Here is a 15,139-nt window from a genome sequence, read left to right as displayed (position 1 = left end):
ACAAACAAAATCAACCACGTGGATAGACAGCTTTCTAGCTTTGTCACTAGTGAAAACTGGATAAACCTGCGATCAAAAAAAACGAGAACCAAAAAGGACGACTACGCGATTCTCATATCTCCTCGCAACATTGTTACCGCACTTCCAGAAAGCTTAACGTATTCCGGACTCAATAGTTCTGTATAAACAACTCCACTTCTCTTGGATGCTTGGAAGCCTTTTAATTGCGCTTTACCGAACTCTTTGGCCCAGTAAACACATAAAGCGCAATGAGCAGAACCTGTCACTGGGTCCTCATCAACACCCACCCAAGGGGCAAAGTAACGAGAGACAAAATCAGCGTCAGTGCTTGATTGAGCAGTGATGACGACTCCACGACCTTTTTGTTTAAGTAACGTACTAAAATCAGGTTCAAGTTGCTCTATCAAAGACTCATCATTGATGACGATCAACTGCTTATTATCAAACTGACCATAAGCGATTACATCAGCCACATCGAGCCCTAAGCCGTGAAGCAAGTCTGTGTTAATACTTGCTCGCATATCTAAAATAGGAGCAGGAAACACCAAATGAATGTCGTCATGATCAAGTTGTGCAGTTAAAACGCCGGATAGCGTAGCAAACTCAATGGTATCACCTGTACTATATAACCCTTGCTCTCTCAGCACGTGCGCCGTGGCCAATGTGCCATGTCCACACAAAGCGACTTCCGTTTCAGGTGTAAACCAACGAAGTTGCATTGTGTTTAATGACAGAAACGCGGTTTCAGATAGTGACATCTCTGCCGCTATGGCCAACATCATTTCCTCATCAAGGCTTGATTCTGTGATACACACACCTGCAGGATTGCCTTTGAACACATCTGATGTAAACGAGTCGACCTGAAAAATTTTAACTTCCACAAAATATCCTTAAGTTCTATCAAACACTGTAGAACCTTTAGCAGCACTTAGTGCATTTGTACCACGTAATGTATTGCACCAGTTATTTGAGCAGTAAACCTTTATTAACTAAGAAGAAACCCCTTTTTCTCCTGATGGGATTTATTGGTATTTTGCCGAAGTAATGAACTCACCGAATGTTTCACACCAAACAACAACAGTATTGTATTCAGAAATGGAAATGCCTTGAGGAACCTCAACAACGAAGTTATTGAACGTTTTGACATCACCAACCAAGCTCATCTCAGATTTAAGGTCATTAAACGCTTGTTCAGTCTCGACAAATTTAGGAGATAAATAGAGTTTATAGTCAGGCCCGGGAGCGAGTTTTCCTACCAGCGTAATAGCTTGGGAACTCAAATGAATTTCACCTTCTCCCCAATGAAAAGCGTCGCTATCTTTGAGGTCCCTCGTGACAACTGCACTGTATTCTGCACCTTGCATGCTCTCAGAAACTTGCTCATCGGTCGGCGCAGGCGGTGCAATAAGAATCGGTAAAGTATAGATACCTATCGCAATACCAATCGCAACAGCCACTAAGTGGCTTAACGTTAATTTAATTATACTTTTCAAGATCATCTATATTCTTGTTAGTTTCATCAGCTTAGATTTAGGCTCAAATACAGACATCCGTCAGGTTATACGTCCAATAGCCTAATTTCATTAATATTATACACAAGCAGGGCCAATGCGCCTTAACTGCTGCCTTTCTTTAAGAACGCTATCCAATAAGCCCGTTACTAACCAAAATAACTATTTTTTAATTCAGCCCCTATACGCCTTCGACGAAATGATCTAAAGGCAAAGTGAGCAATTAAAAACGGCTGATAATTGATATCAGCCGTTTGCTTATCTGGAATGTCGTTGTGCTGGTTTGGGAACTATTCTGCTTCCACCAAAGCGATCTTATCGGATGTCGATTTTTCCAATTTGATCGCAATAAACTTAGAGGTTGGCGTAAACGTTCTATCCCCATAACTATCTAAAGGAACCAATGGGTTCGTTTCTGGATAGTAAGCCGCCGCCTGACCTGCTGGTACGTCATAGGCAACAAGCGTAAATCCGCTCACACGGCGCTCAACGCCATCTTCCCATAATGACACCATGTCCACTTTGTCGCCCGTTTCAAATCCGAGTTTACGAATATCCGCTTCATTGATGAACAGCACTTCGCGCATGCCAAATACTCCACGATAACGGTCATTCAAGCCGTAAAGTGTCGTATTGTATTGGTCGTGTGAGCGCATGGTTTGCAAAATCAAATCTGGCTTTTGGCCTTTTTCGAGTATCGCTTCGCTGATCAACTGCTTCGGCAACTCGCTAGAGCTGAACTGTGCTTTGCCGCTTGGTGTATTCCATCGACGCTCGGCTGCTGGGTTTACCAAGTGGAATCCACCCGGGTGTTTAAGCTTATGGTTAAAGTCGGTAAAGCCCGGAATGGTATCGGCAATCAAATCGCGAATACGGTCGTAATCTTCAATCGCCCACAACCAATCAATTGGTTTTTCCCCGAGTGTAGCATTGGCAATACCGGCAATAATCGCTGGTTCTGAACGCAAATGCTCCGAACGCGGTTTTAGCTGACCAAATGAGATATGCACCATGCTGAAGGTATCTTCAACCGTCACGCCTTGTGGGCCAGTCGCTTGCTGATCAATCTCAGTACGGCCTAAGCATGGAAGAATAAGCGCATCTTTACCTGTGACAAGGTGAGAACGATTTAACTTCGTCGAAATGTGTACGGTTAAATTGCAGTTTCGCATCGCGTTGTGCGTACGTTCTGTGTCTGGCGTTGCTTGTGCAAAGTTACCGCCCAAACCGATAAATACTTTCGCTTGCCCTTCTTCCATCGCTTTAATGGCTTGCACAGTGTTGTGGCCTTCACCACGTGGGACGGCAAAGTTAAATCGACTTTCAATTCGATCCAACAACAGATCTGAAGGTTTTTCATCAATGCCCATCGTACGGTCGCCCTGAACGTTACTGTGACCACGCACTGGTGAAAGACCCGCGCCCGGCTTACCAACGTTACCTCGTAACATTTGCACGTTTGCGACTTCTTTAATGGTTGGCACAGAGTGACGATGCTGAGTCAACCCCATTGCCCAACACATGATCACACGTTCTGCACGTCGATACATGCTCGCCACCATCTCGATCTCACTTAAATCAAGACCCGATTGTTCCGCGATGTGTTCCCAAGAGGTTGCGTCCACTTCAGCCAAATACTCATCAATACCAATCGTGTGTTGCTTGATGAATTCACGGTCAAATACCGCTTTGCCGCCGTTTTGCAAAGCCTCGCGTTCCCATTGCAACAAGAATTTCGCGATGCCACGAAATACTGCCATGTCTCCGCCCAAAGCAGGACGCAGGTACGCCGTGTTTGTAGGCTCTGAGCCATTACTCAACATCTCAATCGGCATTTGTGGGTTTTGGAAACGCTCTAATCCGCGCTCTTTCAGCGGGTTTAGACAGATAACCTGAGCACCACGTTTTACCGCTTCGCGCAGAGGTTCAAGCATTCGTGGGTGGTTCGTGCCCGGGTTTTGACCAATCACGAAAATCGCGTCGGCTTCTTCAAAATCATCAAAGATCACTGTGCCTTTACCAACACCAATGGTGTCTTTCATCCCTATTGCACTGGCTTCGTGACACATGTTGGAACAATCTGGGAAGTTGTTGGTACCGAATGCGCGGACAAATAGCTGATACAAAAACGCCGCTTCGTTGCTTGCACGACCAGAGGTATAAAACTCCGCTTGGTGCGGTGAATCCAATTGATTGAGATGTTTCGCGACAAGAGCAAAAGCCTCATCCCAAGAGACTGGCACATAGTGATCGGACTCGGCATCGTATCGCATTGGGTGCGTGATACGGCCTTGGTATTCCAACCAGTAATCGGTTTGCGTTGAGAGAGAAGAAACGCTGTGATTGGCAAAAAAATCAGGATCAACCAGACGATTGGTCGCCTCCCAGTTTACCGCTTTCGCGCCATTCTCACAGAAATTGACTTTACCACTATCTGGCGACTCACCCCATGCGCATCCCGGGCAGTCGAAACCGCCATTTTGGTTGGTTTTGAGCATAGTGCGAATGTTCTTCACTGCATTTTCACTGCCCCACCAACTTCTGGTTACGGCTTTCAATGCCCCCCAACCACCAGCTGGACCTTTGTATGCTTTTATTTGTTCTTTTTGGCTCACGACTTTACTCCTCGCAGATATACCAGCAAGCAGGGTGCCCGTGAAAACAAGCGCGTTATTTATTGAGATAATGCGGAAGTATTGAAGGGCTTAGTTTCTAATCCATGTATTTTTTAATCCAAATAAGTAACCACTCAACATGCTCTCGCTTGTCCGAGCGTTTACTTATCTAGATTCTTGCTATCGGATACCCGCCTACTGTTTCTAAGACTGTTAGATTCAATTTGCATTGTTGCGCCTTGATCTAAATCAAAGATTAAGTCGTTATTCAATATGCGTCCAATTGATAATCCTGACCGAGTGATAAACAAAATCTATGACGAACTTTTCCACTGACGCTCATCACATTTTTAATCAATACAGTTTATGAGGTTAATCGTTTTCCCATTCGATTCCACCTAGTTCGCTTAACGAACTCAATAAAATCGGCATTCTTGATAATAGATAGTATCTATCACACTATAGATACTTTAAATTTGACCCTAATTAATATCAGGAATAGCCTTGATTCAGATCAATTTTGAGTGTGGTTTTATTCTTGACTTGGTTTTGGCTTTCCATTACCCAGTTAAAACGCTCCAGCGCTTAAAAAGTACGGTAGTGCTGTGCCCTTTTTTAGGGAGTTCCCCCGTACATGTGACTCACAACGCAAGGTGAACAATCCATTATGGATATCAAACAACTGAAATATCTCATCGCACTTGAACAGACCAAACACTTTGGTCAAGCCGCCGCATTGTGCCACATTACGCAGCCTACCTTGTCCATGAGAATCCGAAGCTTAGAGGAAGAACTCGACCTCGAATTAATCCAGAGAAGTCAACGATTTGAAGGATTTACTGAAGCCGGAGAACGCATTTTAGCTTGGGCAAAAACCGTCTTAGCCGCTCATGATGGATTGCAAGCCGAAGCCGCCAACTGCCGTGGTCAGTTGGTCGGTTCACTTCGGCTTGGAATGGTGCCACTCGCCAGCCAAAACCCGATGCAATTGCTCAAACCATTAGCTCAACAGTTCCCTGAGTTACGCTTTCAAATACTCTCCATGACGACCGAACAGATCATAGACCAACTCAATCGCAATCAGCTTGATTTGGGCATGTGTTATGTCGATCAAGTCAACACCGCTTACTTCGATGTTATCGAGCTAGATTCGACCAAACTTGGCGTTTTATTCGATGAGCGTCATTTTGACTTTGCCGAATCTGAAGTGTTGTGGGAGTCACTCAATAACATTCCTCTAGGGCTGCTTTCGAAAGGCATGCACTATCGCCACTCGATTGATCTTAGCTTTGTGAGTAAAGGGCTAGTTCCGCAAACCGTCATTGAAAGTAACTCCACCTTTCACTTGATCCAAGCAGTAACCAGTGGCCTTTGTTGCGCCATTATGCCGCTGAATTGTGGATTAGAAGAGCTGAACGATACGCTTCGCATTATTCCTATCGAAGAAGCCGCCGTTCACGCCCCGCTAGGTTTGTTAAAGCGAAAACAAGAACCCTTCTCCGCGCTAACCGATCAGTGTTTCGCAGAAGCAAAAAGCATATTCAATCGATAACAACAATCCACACGTCAATGTTTGGCATACATAACGGCTTATGAGGTGATTTCATGAGATGTACTACTCAATCTTATTTTGAACTGTCCGATTTCAATCAAGCACCACCTCAACCAAGTGCGTTCAATTATCGAGAATTGATTGATGGCCGCCCAGTGCAACAAATGTCGCTGGCGAGTGAATCCGCCTTAGCTATCAGCTACAACGGCATTAGCCAAGCGGTCATGATGGTGACGCCAGGCCACCTGGAAGACTTCGTGAAAGGATTTAGCCTAAGCACAGGCATCGTCCACGACTTCAAAGAGATCAAAGACATTGAAATTGGTGGCGATCACGAATCTCACTATGCGGAAGTGGAAATCAGCAACCGCGCTTTCTGGGCGTTAAAAACACAACGTCGAAATCTTGCTGGCACAACCGGATGCGGCATTTGTGGCGTCGAAGCTCTTGAACAAGCTTTGCCTGATTTAGCACCGCTAACACCGTCTCTTCCTCCGCGCTCCGATGTATTCGAAGGGCTGCGAGACAAAGTCGCACTGCATCAAGAAGCCGCACGTGAATCTGGCGCGTTACACGCCGCTTTATTTGCAGATTTACAAGGCAACATCAAGTTGTGCCGAGAGGACATCGGCCGTCACAACGCGCTAGATAAGTTGATTGGCGCATTGGCCAACAATCACATCGAACCTCAAAGTGGCTTCGCAATCATGACAAGCCGTTGCAGCTTAGAGTTGATCCACAAAGCCGTTCGCGCGCGCATCCCCACACTGGTTTGCTTATCTGCACCTACAGCGTTAACCGTCGAATGGGCAAGAAGAAACCATTTGAACCTAATTCACTTGCCAAAACACGGCTCGCCGCGTCTATACAGCCCTGCGCCTTAACACGTCGACCTAGCCGAATTCCTAATATTTCTAACGGAGACCTCTGGGTCTCTTTTGTTTGCTTCTCACTCCCAATTGATACTTAGCGACAAGACACTATTCTCTCCAACCAAACGTGCTCACCCCTTGTCACCACTAAGCTTACGCATATTAATCCGTTTGCATTTGAACGCTTTCCAATCGATAAAAACTCAGTCAAAAACCCATATATTAGTAAGGGTTTTGTGTGACTTTTTTCACGCTTTTCCGCCTTCTTAGGCATTTCTAGGAATTTTTCCTAGCCGATCTAGGCAACCATCTCATGTGCCTCACAAAACCACTCTCTAGAATTCCGCTCAGTCAAAGGTAACAAGAGCGCATAACGGTCTCCGTTGTGTTTCTAAAACAATTACAAGAGAGTTCATCATGTTAAAATTCCTCGAACAGGTGCGGAAGCCGACCCTCGATCTTCCTGTCGAAGTTAGAAGAAAGATGTGGTTTAAACCGTTCATCCAATCTTACTTGGTCGTATTCATCGGCTACCTAACCATGTACTTGATTCGTAAGAACTTCAATGTCGCGCAAAACGACATGATCTCAACTTACGGTTTGAGCATGACAGACCTAGGTCTTATTGGCCTTGGCTTCTCCATCACATACGGCATCGGTAAAACCGTTGTGTCTTACTACGCTGACGGTAAGAACACCAAGCAATTCCTCCCTTTTATGCTGATCCTTTCTGGTCTTGCAATGCTTGGTTTCAGCTTCAGCATGGGCGGCGGTAGTGCAAGCCTGTTCTTGATGGTGGCTTTCTACGCTCTGAGTGGTTTCTTCCAAAGTACTGGTGGCCCTTCTAGTTACTCAACCATTACAAAATGGACACCTCGTAACAAACGCGGCTCTTACCTAGGCTTGTGGAACATGTCACACAACGTTGGTGGTGCGGGCGCAGCGGGTGTTGCTCTTTTCGGTGCTAACTACCTATTCGACGGCCACGTAATCGGCATGTTCGTTTTCCCTTCTATCATCGCGATCATCGTTGGCTTTATCGGTATGCGCTTTGGTAGCGACTCTCCAGAAGCTTACGGTCTAGGTAAAGTAGAAGAACTTTTCGATGAAGCAGTGAGTGAAGAAGACACCGCCGCTGAAGAAAACCAGATGACCAAAAAAGAAATCTTTGTTGAATACGTTCTTAAAAACAAAGTTATCTGGCTACTTTGCTTTGCTAACATCTTCCTTTACATCGTTCGTATCGGTATCGACCAATGGTCAACGGTATACGCGTACCAAGAGCTTGGTCTGTCAAAAGAAACGGCAATCTCTGGCTTTACTCTGTTCGAAGTCGGTGCACTTGTGGGTACGTTGATGTGGGGTTACCTGTCTGACCTAGCAAACGGTCGCCGCGCATTGGTTGCTTGTGTATCTCTTGGTTTGATCATCGTATCGCTTGAGTTCTACCAGCACGCCACTAGCGAGTTCATGTACTTGGCCTCTCTATTTGTATTGGGCTTCTTGGTGTTTGGTCCACAACTTCTTATCGGTGTTGCCGCGGTTGGTTTTGTCCCTAAAAAAGCAATCAGTGTGGCTGATGGTGTGAAAGGTACATTCGCTTACCTAATCGGTGACAGCTTCGCGAAGCTTGGTCTCGGTATGATTGCAGACGGTACACCAATCTTCGGTCTAACAGGCTGGAAAGGTACCTTCGCAGCCCTAGATACCTCCGCCATGATTTGTATTGTTTTGCTTGCTTTCGTTGCTATCGCGGAAGAGAAGAAGATTCGACACGCGAAGAAGCTTCAACTTGCACAAAACCAAGCCTAACTTCTCTGCGCGCTTTACTTCGGTAAAGCGCGCAAGATCATTAAAAAGCATGGTTCAATTCAGTATCATTAAAGATTTTTCTATTGGCTCCTGTTGGAGCTTATTGTTGTTAGTCGTCTGCTCTATTTGGTTGTAATAATGATTCATGTTGCTCTAGTTGATGATCACGTCATCGTGCGTTCGGGTTTCGCACAATTATTAAATTTAGAAAGTGATATTACCGTTGTTGGTGAATTTGGTTCTGTCGCCGAAGCACGCACAGGCTTGCCTGCGGTACACCCACACGTCGTCATCCTAGATATTTCCATGCCCGATGAGAGCGGATTAAACTTACTGAGCGAAATTCCAACTGGCATTGCCTGCGTGATGCTTAGCGTGCACGACTCCCCTGCAATGGTGGAAAAATCACTAAAACTTGGTGCAAAAGGCTATCTAAGCAAACGCTGTAGCCCAGACGAACTTATTCAAGCCGTGAGAACCAGTGCGTCTGGCGGCTGCTATCTTACCTCCGACATTGCCATCAAACTGGCAACACCAAGTGACAAAGCTGCATCGCTTTGCCAACTAACAAGACGCGAAAATGAAGTTTGCCAGCTTTTAGCCAAAGGGCTGGATGTAAAATCCGTCGCGGCAGAGCTTGGCTTGAGCCACAAGACCGTACACGTTCATCGAGCGAATGCCATCGACAAACTCGGTGTGAAAAACAACGTTGAGCTCGCCAAACTATTTTCTCAAGAGTCCTTTTAATGCGAGCTTACGCTGTTACTACCATTTGCGGACTATTTGTTATGGCTTGCGCCTGGTTCTGCTTGTGGGTGATTGCCTATTACTTTGTCAATGATCCCGAGCTGGCGATCTTATTGTTTCCTTTCGCTTTACGATTAGGTGTCGCCCTGCACACTCGCACCGCTTATTGGCCGACGATTTACCTTTCGGAGTGGGGGCTTTCCATCGCTCTTGCGATGTTACTGGGTCAACCACAGTGGCTTACCGTGCTGATTGCGAGCATTGCCAGTATCCCGGTCACTCTGATTGCGAAAAAATATTACTACGGAGACCAAAACCGCCATTTAGCCGTGATGAGCGTTGTCATTATCATTAGCGCGTTTATTAATGTAATGGCCGTTGGTTTTCACGTTCCTTCGGTTTACATGGTGTGGCTGGCTAGCATTTCTGGAGGCTTGCTCGTGGTGCCTATGTGCTACTTGTTATGGAGTTATTTGTTCCAAAGTCGTTGGTCTCCGCTTAGCTCTCTCCTACTTAGTAATGCCGTTGTATTTCAGGTGCGTCATATCGTGCTTTATGCGCTGCTTTTGATCGGCAGTATTTTGGTGCAAACCAGTTTGCCTGAAGAGCTAAAACGATTTGCGCCATTTTGTATGGCGATTCCAATCATCGTGCTTGCTCTGCGTTACGGCTGGCAAGGTGCCCTACTCGCCACCATGCTCAACAGCATTGCGCTGATTGCGGCTCGTAGCGGCGTATCGAATCTAGAAATCACCGATTTGTTATTATCTCTCTCAGCGCAAACCATCACTGGCATTATGCTCGGCTTAGGGGTTCAGAAACAAAAAGACCTCAATCACAAACTGCGCGGCGAACTTGCACGCAATCAGAATTTGTCTCGCCAGCTTATCAAAGCGGAAGAATCCGTAAGACGCGATATTGCGCGCGAGCTACATGACGAAATTGGACAGAACATCACGGCAATCCGCACACAAGCCAACATCATTAAACGAGTGAATAACGCAGAAACACGCGTTGGTTGCGCGGACATGATCGAAGGGCTTTCGCTCAACGTGTACGACACCACTAAGCGACTGTTAAGCAAACTAAGACCCAAAATGCTGGATGATTTGGACTTGAAAGAATCCGTCGAGCAACTGACGCGAGAGATGGAATTCGCCAATCACGGAACGACTGTTCAACTGAACTGGCAAGGCGATTACACCAGCTTGAGTGATACGCTCAAAGTCACCCTATTCCGCTTATGCCAAGAGTCATTAAATAACGCAGCCAAGTACGCAGAAGCGCAGTTGATCAATATTGAGCTGACGATCGGAGAAGCTGCGGTGTCACTGATGATTCACGATGATGGTGTCGGCTTCAAGGTTCAGGACAGCATGAAAGGCATGGGCGTTCGCGGCATGCAAGAGCGTGTGCACGCGTTAGGTGGAAAAATGGTTATCTACTCCACCAGCGATCAAGTGATTGGCACACAAATCAGCATTACTTTACCTAAGGTGTAACTCAAGATGTTTGGATTTTTACGTTCACCTAAATTTACTCAACCGAGTCTGAGCAAAGAGCAAATCGACCAGCGTTACCGCCATTGGCGTTTGCACATTATGTTGGGGATGTACATCGGCTACGCAGGTTTCTACTTTACCCGTAAGACCTTTAACTACGCCGCACCAGCTATGATTACCGATCTTGGCCTAGACAAAGGCGATTTGGGTCTTATAGGCACGCTTTTCTACATCACCTACGGCTGCTCGAAGTTTATTTCTGGCACGATTTCGGATCGCTCTAACCCTCGTTATTTCATGGGGCTAGGCTTGATTGCGACAGGTCTGGTCAATATCGCGTTCGGCTTTTCTAGCTCACTCGCGGCTTTCATCACTCTGTGGATCTTAAACGCGTGGTTCCAAGGCTGGGGCTGGCCTTCATGCTCCAAGCTGCTAACCACTTGGTATTCACGCTCCGAGCGTGGCTTCTTATGGGCGATTTGGAACACAGCACACAACGTTGGTGGCGCGCTGATCCCTATTTTGGTGGGCTATTTAACGTTGCACTACAGCTGGCGTGAAGGCTTTATTCTACCCGGCATCATCGGGGTATTGCTCGGTCTATTCGTTTGTTGGCGATTGCGCGATAAACCCGCAACAATGGGCTTACCAAGTGTCGGACAATGGCGCAACGACGCACTAGAACTTGCGCAAGAAAATTACGGACGTGGCCTCACCTACCGCGAAATTCTGAAATCGTACGTATTTAACAACAAATACATCTGGCTGCTCGCGTTCAGTTATGTGTTGGTTTACATCGTCCGAACCGCAATAAACGACTGGGGAAACCTGTATTTAACCGAGCAGCATCACTATAGCCTGATTAACGCCAACGCTGCTCTGTCGATGTTTGAAATCGGTGGTTTTGTTGGTTCATTGGTTGCGGGTTGGGGCTCAGACAAACTCTTTGGCGGTAACCGTGGGCCAATGAACTTGCTGTTCGCGATTGGGATTTTCTTATCTGTCTCTGCGCTTTGGCTGATGCCTCTGACCAACTTTGCATTCCAAGCGGCGGGATTGTTCTCCATCGGCTTCTTTGTCTTTGGACCACAAATGCTGATCGGTATGGCGGCGGCTGAGTGCTCTCACAAAGATTCTGCAGGCGCGGCAACAGGATTCGTGGGCTTGTTCGCCTACATGGGCGCAGCATTGTCTGGCTATCCACTGGCGTTAATTCTTGAAGAATATCATTGGACGGGTTTCTTCATCACCATTTCAGTTTGTGCAGCCGTCATTGGCCTTTTGTTGCTGCCATTTTTGCAAGCGCAACCATCACGAAAACCACTCGAACCAAAACCTCGGTTGTAAATCGACTTATCGCCCTTCGGGCAAATTGGCGAGTGACCTAACCGCGCTCGCCATCCTTATTTAACGTATCTCTGCTCAATTTTTCTTCCGATTCAGTTCGGAGGGTTAACTATGGGAAAAATTCATGAATTTGAACACTATTTCATCGCATAGCTTCTTTCAAATGAACAACAAAATCCAAAACTACGCTTGGGGAAGCACCTCTTCTATTCACGATTTGTTTGGCTTTTCTAACGAAACGAATGAGCCTCAAGCAGAAGTATGGATGGGGACTCACCCAAACGGCTGCTCTGAAGTTCAGATTGAGCAAAACACGCTGCCTTTGTCTGAACTGATCAAACAAAACCAACCCGCTTACTTATCAGCAGAAACCGCAGCGAAATTTGGCGACCTGCCCTTTCTGTTTAAGATCTTAGCGGCCGAACACGCACTGTCGATTCAAGTTCACCCAAGTAAACAAGATGCTGAAATAGGTTTCGAAAAAGAGCAAAGTGCTGGCATCCCACTAAACGCGAGCCATCGTAACTACAAGGATCCAAATCACAAGCCTGAGTTGGTATACGCATTGACAAGTTACCAAGCCATGAACGGTTTTCGCTCGTATGCCGAGATTATTGAGGCATTTAGCCTTTGTGATATCGATGAGCTACGTGCGCCATTAGATGCATTCAAACGCGAAATCAACTCACAAGGTTTGCGAGATTTCTTTGTGCACATTCTGACCATGGAAGGCGAAACGAAAGAAAGAGCACTGAAACAGCTTCTTACCCACGCTTCACGTCAATCGGAGCAAGGCACTGACAGCGACGTCTTCCAGCTCATCTTGGATCTATCCACTCAATATCCCGGCGATGTCGGCTTGTTTGCGCCTTTACTGTTGAATGTCATCACGCTGCAGCCTGGCGAAGCGATGTTCCTGAGCGCAAGAACGCCACACGCTTACATTAAAGGTACGGGATTAGAGATCATGGCGAACTCAGATAACGTTTTGCGTGCAGGACTCACGCCGAAACATATGGATGTTGAAGAACTGGTTAAATGCACAGATTTTGTGCCTAAGCCTTTTGACAGCCTTGTTTTAGAACCCAATGCCAATGGTTGCCAGAACCTTTACCCCGTTCCAGTCGCAGACTTTAGTTTCAGCATTCTTAACCAACCGAATCACGACGTGGTTGAGGCAAACAGCGCAGAGATTTTGATGGCGATTGATGCCGAACTGACACTCATCAGTGATAACGGTGAGACGTTAACCGCCGCGAAAGGACAATCTGTATTTGTTCCTGCTTACGTTGGCCATTATCGCATTCAAAGTGCGGGACGTGTGGCTCGCGCCTTCAACTAGTTTTTGAATAACTGATTCAAACTAACGTCTGACCCAAGGGACTGGGTTAGACAATTTATTCCTTTCATAGATTGAACCATTCCGCTTTTAAGGCACTCATGCTTACACCTTGTCGAATCCAAACACCTACAGGCCAGTTTCTCTAAGAGCCATAACCTCCCGGATCTGCCATTTACTGCAACATTCATTGTCAAAACTCATTTATTTCCGGTAAATTCGCCGCTCCAATATCAAATTACTTGGATAACAAAGGCGCTCACACAGTGGTATTTGTTGCAAAACGTATAATCAACGTTGTAATCAAAGCCTCAATCACTACAATCTCTGGTTCGATTTTTCAGTTAACGTTTGTATGCCGAAGTTAAACCAAGATAACCCTGTTCAAAGCTCCGCCCTTTCCGATATCGAAACCAGCAGTAAGATTCAATCGGCATTAGAACCGAAGTTTCACAAGCCAGAGAAACGTCTCTGCTTAAGCCCTGGTCTATCGGATAAGCATTTGGCGCGCCGTTGGCAAGTATTGGAACACGTGACCAATAAAGATCATCTTCTTGATCCTTTCACGCAGTCACATTGCGACGCTTACTCCAACAACATCGAGCACTTCATTGGTACTGTCAATGTGCCGGTCGGCATCGCAGGCCCTTTGCGCGTCAATGGTTTGTATGCGAACGATGACTTTTTGGTTCCGCTCGCAACGACAGAAGCCGCGTTAGTCGCTTCCTACAACCGTGGCGCAAATCTTATTACCGCCGCTGGTGGCGCGAGCGCATTGTTGCTGAGTGAAGGGGTGAGCCGAACGCCAGTGTTCGCCTTTAACAACCTTGCCGATGCGGGTCAGTTCGTCAGTTGGGTGGTGACTCAGTTTGAGGCATTTCGTCAAATCGCAGAATCCACCACCTCACACGGTAAACTCAAAGACATCAACGTGAACATCGAAGGAAACCACGTTTACTTGGTCTTTGAGTATGTGACCGGTGACGCGTCCGGACAAAACATGGTGACCATTGCAACGAGCGAAGTGTTCCATCATATTTTGGCTACCAGCCCTGTCAAACCAACTCAAGCCTTCTTGGATGGCAACCTATCAGGCGATAAAAAGCCAAACGCACACACGCTGCGATCGGTACGCGGTAAGAAAGTATCTGCCGAAGTGACTATTCCTGCTGAATTAGTAGAGAAATATCTGCATACAACGCCGGAATCTATGGTGCAATTTGGCAAAATGACCACGGTGGGCGGTTTACTCAGCGGGGCGATTGGCGTAAACGCGCATTACGCGAATGCCCTTGCCGCGCTGTACATTGCTTGCGGTCAAGATGCCGCTTGCGTTGCAGAGTCTGCCATTGGTATCACTCGTATGGATGTGGACGCTCAAGGCAGCTTGTACGCGTGCGTGACCTTGCCAAACATCATGGTTGGCACGGTTGGCGGGGGCACTGGTCTTCCAACACAAAAAGCATGTTTGGATATTTTGGGTTTGCACGGCAACGGCAATGCGAAAGCCTTAGCCGAAGTCGCGGCTGCGCTTTGTCTGGCCGGTGAACTCTCAATTGTCGGCGCATTTTGTGCCGATCACTTCTCCCGAGCTCACCATAAACTTGCTAGAAAATAATCCTTTTACTTTGTACAAGAGAACACCCATGCGGTTTTCTCTTGTGCCAATAAAGCAACTTTATTTATTAGCTCATAAATTAGTTTAAGTTGTATTGTAGACTTAATGATTACACCACTCTCACGTTGACCGCATTATTGCAGTATCACCACACATTCCTCGCTATATCACTGTTTGACCCTATTCTCACGCGATATTAAATA

The 15,139-nt window shown here is 46.5% G+C and carries 11 protein-coding genes; 8 read left to right on the top strand and 3 right to left on the bottom strand.

All coding sequences use genetic code 11. The features are described from left to right. Positions 1-101: 101 nt before the first annotated feature. The 3 genes from R2S67_RS03465 to R2S67_RS03455 form a co-directional block, all read right to left on the bottom strand. Positions 102-902 carry a PhzF family phenazine biosynthesis protein gene (locus R2S67_RS03465; protein ID WP_317342259.1) on the bottom strand — a complete coding sequence of 267 codons (801 nt, stop codon included), beginning with the start codon at positions 900-902 and terminating at the stop codon, positions 102-104. A 141-nt stretch (positions 903-1,043) separates the two neighbouring features. Then, positions 1,044-1,520: a DM13 domain-containing protein gene (locus tag R2S67_RS03460; RefSeq protein WP_317342257.1), complete on the bottom strand. Its 477-nt coding sequence runs from the start codon at positions 1,518-1,520 to the stop codon at positions 1,044-1,046. Between the two features lie 302 nt (positions 1,521-1,822). Further along, positions 1,823-4,147: an FdhF/YdeP family oxidoreductase gene (locus R2S67_RS03455; protein ID WP_317342256.1), complete on the bottom strand. Its 2,325-nt coding sequence runs from the start codon at positions 4,145-4,147 to the stop codon at positions 1,823-1,825. Between the two features lie 667 nt (positions 4,148-4,814). Here R2S67_RS03455 and R2S67_RS03450 point away from each other — a divergent pair. The 8 genes from R2S67_RS03450 (at position 4,815) to R2S67_RS03415 (ending at position 14,936) form a co-directional block, all read left to right on the top strand. Further along, positions 4,815-5,699, top strand: coding sequence for a LysR family transcriptional regulator (locus R2S67_RS03450; RefSeq protein ID WP_046875405.1), 885 nt, complete (start codon positions 4,815-4,817; stop codon positions 5,697-5,699). A 53-nt stretch (positions 5,700-5,752) separates the two neighbouring features. Beyond that, positions 5,753-6,583, top strand: coding sequence for a formate dehydrogenase accessory sulfurtransferase FdhD (gene fdhD, locus R2S67_RS03445; RefSeq protein WP_017447522.1), 831 nt, complete (start codon positions 5,753-5,755; stop codon positions 6,581-6,583). Between the two features lie 405 nt (positions 6,584-6,988). Then, complete coding sequence (gene uhpT / locus R2S67_RS03440) at positions 6,989-8,383, top strand: hexose-6-phosphate:phosphate antiporter (RefSeq protein ID WP_021707729.1); 1,395 nt, start codon at positions 6,989-6,991, stop codon at positions 8,381-8,383. Positions 8,384-8,521: 138 nt separating this feature from the next. Then, the gene (gene uhpA, locus R2S67_RS03435; protein ID WP_005394558.1) at positions 8,522-9,130 is read left to right on the top strand and encodes a transcriptional regulator UhpA; all 609 of its coding nucleotides are present in this window, start codon (positions 8,522-8,524) and stop codon (positions 9,128-9,130) included. Continuing rightward, complete coding sequence (gene uhpB, locus R2S67_RS03430) at positions 9,130-10,632, top strand: signal transduction histidine-protein kinase/phosphatase UhpB (protein ID WP_317342218.1); 1,503 nt, start codon at positions 9,130-9,132, stop codon at positions 10,630-10,632. The genes uhpA and uhpB overlap by 1 nt, the downstream gene beginning before the upstream one ends. A 6-nt stretch (positions 10,633-10,638) precedes the next feature. Then, positions 10,639-11,979: an MFS transporter gene (locus R2S67_RS03425; RefSeq protein ID WP_317342217.1), complete on the top strand. Its 1,341-nt coding sequence runs from the start codon at positions 10,639-10,641 to the stop codon at positions 11,977-11,979. A 124-nt stretch (positions 11,980-12,103) separates the two neighbouring features. Next, positions 12,104-13,321 (top strand): mannose-6-phosphate isomerase, class I, encoded by a 1,218-nt coding sequence (gene manA, locus R2S67_RS03420; RefSeq protein WP_237311064.1) that lies wholly within the window; start codon positions 12,104-12,106, stop codon positions 13,319-13,321. 352 nt (positions 13,322-13,673) lie between these two features. Beyond that, the gene (locus R2S67_RS03415; RefSeq protein ID WP_301658446.1) at positions 13,674-14,936 is read left to right on the top strand and encodes a hydroxymethylglutaryl-CoA reductase; all 1,263 of its coding nucleotides are present in this window, start codon (positions 13,674-13,676) and stop codon (positions 14,934-14,936) included. The last annotated feature ends 203 nt before the right edge of the window (positions 14,937-15,139 follow it).

The organism is Vibrio sp. T13N (assembly GCF_032970445.1).
GTDB lineage: Bacteria > Pseudomonadota > Gammaproteobacteria > Enterobacterales > Vibrionaceae > Vibrio > Vibrio diabolicus.
The sequence above is the reverse complement of the archived record's forward strand: the minus strand, read 5'-3'. Positions and strand labels throughout refer to the sequence as shown.

What these genes read in the sequence shown, in the direction of transcription:
- R2S67_RS03460 (WP_317342257.1), bottom strand. Translation starts at nt 1,520, where the DNA reads ATGATCTTGAAAAGTATAATTAAATTAACGTTAAGCCACTTAGTGGCT.
- R2S67_RS03450 (WP_046875405.1), top strand. Translation starts at nt 4,815, where the DNA reads ATGGATATCAAACAACTGAAATATCTCATCGCACTTGAACAGACCAAA.
- fdhD (WP_017447522.1), top strand. Translation starts at nt 5,753, where the DNA reads ATGAGATGTACTACTCAATCTTATTTTGAACTGTCCGATTTCAATCAA.
- uhpT (WP_021707729.1), top strand. Translation starts at nt 6,989, where the DNA reads ATGTTAAAATTCCTCGAACAGGTGCGGAAGCCGACCCTCGATCTTCCT.
- uhpA (WP_005394558.1), top strand. Translation starts at nt 8,522, where the DNA reads ATGATTCATGTTGCTCTAGTTGATGATCACGTCATCGTGCGTTCGGGT.
- uhpB (WP_317342218.1), top strand. Translation starts at nt 9,130, where the DNA reads ATGCGAGCTTACGCTGTTACTACCATTTGCGGACTATTTGTTATGGCT.
- R2S67_RS03425 (WP_317342217.1), top strand. Translation starts at nt 10,639, where the DNA reads ATGTTTGGATTTTTACGTTCACCTAAATTTACTCAACCGAGTCTGAGC.
- manA (WP_237311064.1), top strand. Translation starts at nt 12,104, where the DNA reads ATGAATTTGAACACTATTTCATCGCATAGCTTCTTTCAAATGAACAAC.
- R2S67_RS03415 (WP_301658446.1), top strand. Translation starts at nt 13,674, where the DNA reads ATGCCGAAGTTAAACCAAGATAACCCTGTTCAAAGCTCCGCCCTTTCC.